Raw genomic sequence first — 4,405 nt, 5'->3', positions numbered from 1 at the left:
CGGGTCGTCCGGGGCGAGCGAGGGCGAGGCACCGCAGACGATCAGGAGCGCGCCCGCCGCCAGCAGCGCGGGCAGAGCACGGCGTGAGGGGGGCATGGGACTCCTCGTGTCGCTGTCGGCACTACGGGTGATCGTACGCGCTCAGTCCGGACCCTACACCCGGGAACGCGCCCCCAGTGGCCCGCCCGGCACGGACGTCCCTGCTACCAGCGCCACCGCCGGAGCCGGCACCGGAGTCGGCAGCAGGTCCACGGCCACGCGGGTCAGGGGGAGTGCAGGCGCAGCACGGCGTGCTCGGCCCAGTCCGGCGGCCTGGTCAGCCGCGAGACGAGCACCATCGTCCCGAAGGCCAGCGGGATGGTCCACGCCGCGGGCTGTGCCAGCAGCACCGCCAGCCACCCGGCCGGGGGCGGCAGCAGGATCGACCACCCCACCGCGCCGGTCGCGGTCACCGCCCCCACGACCAGCCCGGACGCGGCCCCGGCCAGCGTCAGCCGCCGCCACCAGATGCCCAGCACCAGCAGCGGGCAGAACGTCGAGGCCGCCACCGTGAACGCCCACACCACCAGCACGTTGATGTCGATCAGCTGCGCGGGCAGCGCCAGCAGCACCGCCACGCACGCGCCCACGGCCACCGCCAGGCGCAGCCGCGGCACGCTGCCCTGGAACAGGTCGTGCGACAGCCCGCCCGCCAGGGCCAGCAGCAGTCCGGAGGAGGTGGACAGGAACGCGCCGAACGCCCCCGCCGCCACCAGCGCCGTCAGCACCGTCCCCACCGAGCCCGGCACCGCTTGGGCGGGCAGCACCACCGCGACCGTGTCGGTGCCCTGGAGCAGCACCAGGTGCGGGGTGAGCACCCGCCCGAGCAGCCCGTACACCGTCGGGAACAGGTAGAACAGCCCCAGCAGGGCGATCACGCCCACCGCCACCCGGCGCGCCGTCCGCGCCGTGGGGCTGGTGTGGAAGCGCATGATGACGTGCGGCAGCCCCATGCAGCCCAGCGTGATCGCCAGCAGCGTGGACCACGTCTCGAACAGGGGGTACCCGCCCACGTCCAGCAGCGGCGAACTCCACCGCTCGCTGCCCAGCTCCGGCAGCCCCGCCGGGTGCGGGATGGGCGCGCCCTCGGGGAACACGTACTCGGCGCCCGCCTCCACGGTGTGCTCCCCGGCCGCGAACTCCACCCGTTCGCCCCCGGAGGCGGTCACCGTCACCGGCTCGTCCAGGCTGAACCGGGTCCCCACGGTGAACTCCACCGGGGTCGTCTCGGGGAAGTGCGTGCCCCACTCGGGGTTGAGCGCCTCCGCCCGGGTCCCGGGACCGGCGTGCACCACCAGGTAGACCGCCGGGATGGCGATGAAGGCCAGCTTGACCACGTAGTGGAAGGCCTGCACGTAGGTCGCCGACCGCATCCCCCCGGCCGCGATCGAGGCGCTCACCACCAGCCCGGCGAGCAGCACCCCCACCCAGTAGGGCGTGCCGCTGACCAGGGCCAGCACGACACCGGCACCCTTGAACTGGGGCACCAGGTACAGCAGCATGATCACCAGCACCACGCAGCCGCACAGCTTGCGCAGACGCGGCGCACCCAGGCGGTACTCGGCGAAGTCGGGCACGGTGAACGCCCCCGACCGGCGCATCGGCCCGGCCACCAGCGCCACCACCGCCACGTAGCCCGCGGCGAACCCCACCGCGTACCACATGGTGCCCAGGCCGTTCTTGAGCAGCAGCCCCGCGAGCCCCAGCACCGAGGCGGCCGACAGGTACTCCCCGGCGATCGCCATCGCGTTCCAGTTGGGGGAGATCCGCCGCGAGGCCACGAGGAAGTCGGAGGTCGAGCGGGCCGCCCGCACCCCGTAGACGCCGATGACCAGACTGGTGAGCAGGACCAGCCCGATGGCCAGGACCGCGATCACCACGTGCGCCCCGTGTCCTCACCGCTCGCGGATCCCGGTCCCCTCGCGCCTCCGGGTTTCCGGTCGTACTCCGGCACCCGCGCGGCCTCCGCCCGGTCCGCGGCGCTCTCGGCCCGGTCCTCGATCCGCTCGGCCGAGCGCACGTGCCACAGCGCCAGCCCGAACAGCATCGGGTAGATCGCCACCGTCAGCAGCAGCCACGACAGCGGGACCCCGCCCGGGCGGACCTCCCCCAGCGCGGGGAAGAGCGCGAACGCGCCGCTCATCCCGAACAGCAGCGCCGACAGCACCGCCACGGTGCGCACGGCGGTCCGCCGCTGGGCCCGGAAGAGCGCGCGGGCCGCCTCGGTGTCCACCGGCTCCGGGATCGGCAGCAGGTGCTGCGCGGGCCGGTTGCCCCGGGCCAGCGCGATCCGGGTCTGCGGGCTGGTCAGCTTCTCGCGGCGCGGGCTCACGGCGCCTGCTCCCCCTCACCGTCCCGCGACCGGGGGGCGGGGCCGCCCTGGGCGTTCGCGGACCGGCCGAGCTGGTCGCGCCGGGCCGCCTCCAGCAGCTGGGCGCGCAGGTGGCGGCCGTGGCGGCGGCTCACCGGCACGTCCCCGGCCGGGGTTCCCGCCACCAGGCCGGACGAGGAGGTCACCCGCAGGTCGCGCACCCACGGGATGGCGATCAGGAACCCCCGGTGGACCCGGACGAACCCGGCCGAGGCCCACACCTCCTCCAGGTAGGACAGCGACAGGCGGATGAGGTGGCCCCCGTCGGAGGTGTGCAGGCGCACGTAGTCGCCCTGGGCCTCCACGAACTGCACGTCGTCGCGCTTGACGAACACCGTGCGCCTGCCGGTGTCGATCTGCACCACGTGCAGGTCCTCGGCGGGCGGGGCCCCTCCCCCGGGCCTGCGCAGCTGGGCGATGCGGCCCACCGCCTCGGCCAGCCGCTCGGGCCGGATCGGCTTGAGCAGGTAGTCCACGGCGCCGATGCCGAAGGCCTCCACCGCGTGGGCCTCGGAGGCGGTCACGAACACGATGGACGGGGGCTCGGACAGCACGCTCAGCACCCGGGCCACGTCCATGCCGTCCAGACCGGGCATGAGGATGTCCAGGAACGCGGCGTCGATGGTGGTGGTGCCCAGCAGCCGCACGGCGGTGGCGCCGTTGTCGGCCACCAGGACCTCCGCCACCTCGGGCATGTCACCGAGCAGGGACGCCATCTCCTGGCGGGTGGAGGCCTCGTCCTCGACCACCAGCACCCGCAGTTCGGGCTTCAACGCGCCACCACCCCCCTGGTGAACCTGGGCACGCGCACGGTCACCTTCGTCCCCTCCCCCAGCGCGGTCTCGATCACCAGACCGTACTCGGGTCCGTAGACGGCGCGCAGCCGCTGGTCCACGTTGGCCAGGCCGACGCTGCGCGACTCCGGGCCGGTGCCCGCCAGCAGGGAGCGGGCCAGGTCGGGGTGCATGCCCACCCCGTCGTCCTCGATCTCGATGACGCACAGCGGGCCCTCGCCGAAACCGGAGACGCTGATGTGGCCGCGGCCCTCCTTGCGCTCCAGCCCGTGCCGGATGGCGTTCTCCACGATCGGCTGCACGACCAGGAACGGTATGGCCACCGGCAGCACCTCGGGGGCCATCCGCACGGTGATGTCCAGACGGTCGTGGAAGCGGGCCCGCTGGAGTTCGAGGTAGGTCTGGGTGGCCTCCAGCTCCTCGGAGAGGGTCGCGTAGTCGCCCTTCTCCGAGAAGCCGTAGCGCAGGTAGTCGGCGAAGTCCGACAGCAGGTGGCGGGCCCGGTCGGGGTCGGTGCGCACCAGGGCGGCGATCACGGCCAGGGCGTTGTGCACGAAGTGGGGGGAGATCTGCGCCCGCAGGGTGCGCAGGTCGGCGGCGGCGATCCGGGCGCGGGCCCGGCGCAGCGCCGCGTGGTCCAGGCAGTCCGAGACCAGCGCGGCGGCGGCCTCCACGTCGGCCTCCACGGGGTGGCCCGAGGCCACCAGGGCGCCGGACAGCTCGTCGGCCACGGTCAGGGGGACCGCGCACACCGACGTGCCGTCGGGCAGGCGCACCCGGGCGTTGCTCCCGTACTCGAAGACCTGGGAGAGCAGCCCCTCGACCTCGGAGGGCGCGGGGCTGGTTCCGTGCGCGGCGACCGGACCGTCCAGGTCGGCCAGGACGACGCCGTCCACGGCCAGGAGTTGGCGCAGCCGCCTGGCGGCCGAGGGGACCCTCCGGCCGTGCAGCCCGTCCCGGAGGTCGACGCCGAGGGCGTGGACCTGGCGCATCAGCTCGACGCTCGCCCGCTGCTCCGAGGACGCTGGGCGACGTCGGGAGGGGGACACCCGCGACAGCCACCGGTATGACACGGAACGACCCTATCCCAGCGAACTGTGTCGGTGCTCACGTGGTCGGGGTCACCTTTCGAATCGTGACGCAAATGCGCGCTCGCGCCGCGGGCAGGAGCCGGGCCCGCCACCGGGAGCGGTGGCGGGCC

The 4,405-nt window shown here is 74.3% G+C and carries 4 protein-coding genes; all 4 read right to left on the bottom strand.

Annotation, left to right across the window (positions count from 1 at the left end; all coding sequences use genetic code 11):
* Positions 1-263: 263 nt before the first annotated feature.
* The 4 genes from DQW06_RS20370 to DQW06_RS20355 are packed head-to-tail and all read right to left on the bottom strand — an operon-like array spanning position 264 to position 4,196.
* A complete protein-coding gene (locus tag DQW06_RS20370) occupies positions 264-1,919 on the bottom strand; it encodes a cation acetate symporter (RefSeq protein ID WP_013155133.1) in 1,656 nt (551 codons plus the stop codon).
* A complete protein-coding gene (locus DQW06_RS20365) occupies positions 1,913-2,371 on the bottom strand; it encodes a hypothetical protein (protein ID WP_071622791.1) in 459 nt (152 codons plus the stop codon). The genes DQW06_RS20370 and DQW06_RS20365 overlap by 7 nt, the downstream gene beginning before the upstream one ends.
* On the bottom strand, positions 2,368-3,183 hold the full coding sequence (locus DQW06_RS20360; protein WP_013155131.1) for a LytTR family DNA-binding domain-containing protein: 816 nt from the start codon (positions 3,181-3,183) through the stop codon (positions 2,368-2,370). The genes DQW06_RS20365 and DQW06_RS20360 overlap by 4 nt, the downstream gene beginning before the upstream one ends.
* Positions 3,180-4,196 carry a sensor histidine kinase gene (locus DQW06_RS20355; protein WP_013155130.1) on the bottom strand — a complete coding sequence of 339 codons (1,017 nt, stop codon included), beginning with the start codon at positions 4,194-4,196 and terminating at the stop codon, positions 3,180-3,182. Before DQW06_RS20355 ends, DQW06_RS20360 begins: the two co-directional genes overlap by 4 nt.
* Between the last annotated feature and the right edge of the window lie 209 nt (positions 4,197-4,405).

It is taken from the genome of Nocardiopsis sp. TNDT3 (assembly GCF_003427465.1).
GTDB classification, from domain to species: Bacteria; Actinomycetota; Actinomycetes; order Streptosporangiales; family Streptosporangiaceae; genus Nocardiopsis; species Nocardiopsis dassonvillei.
The sequence above is the reverse complement of the archived record's forward strand: the minus strand, read 5'-3'. Positions and strand labels throughout refer to the sequence as shown.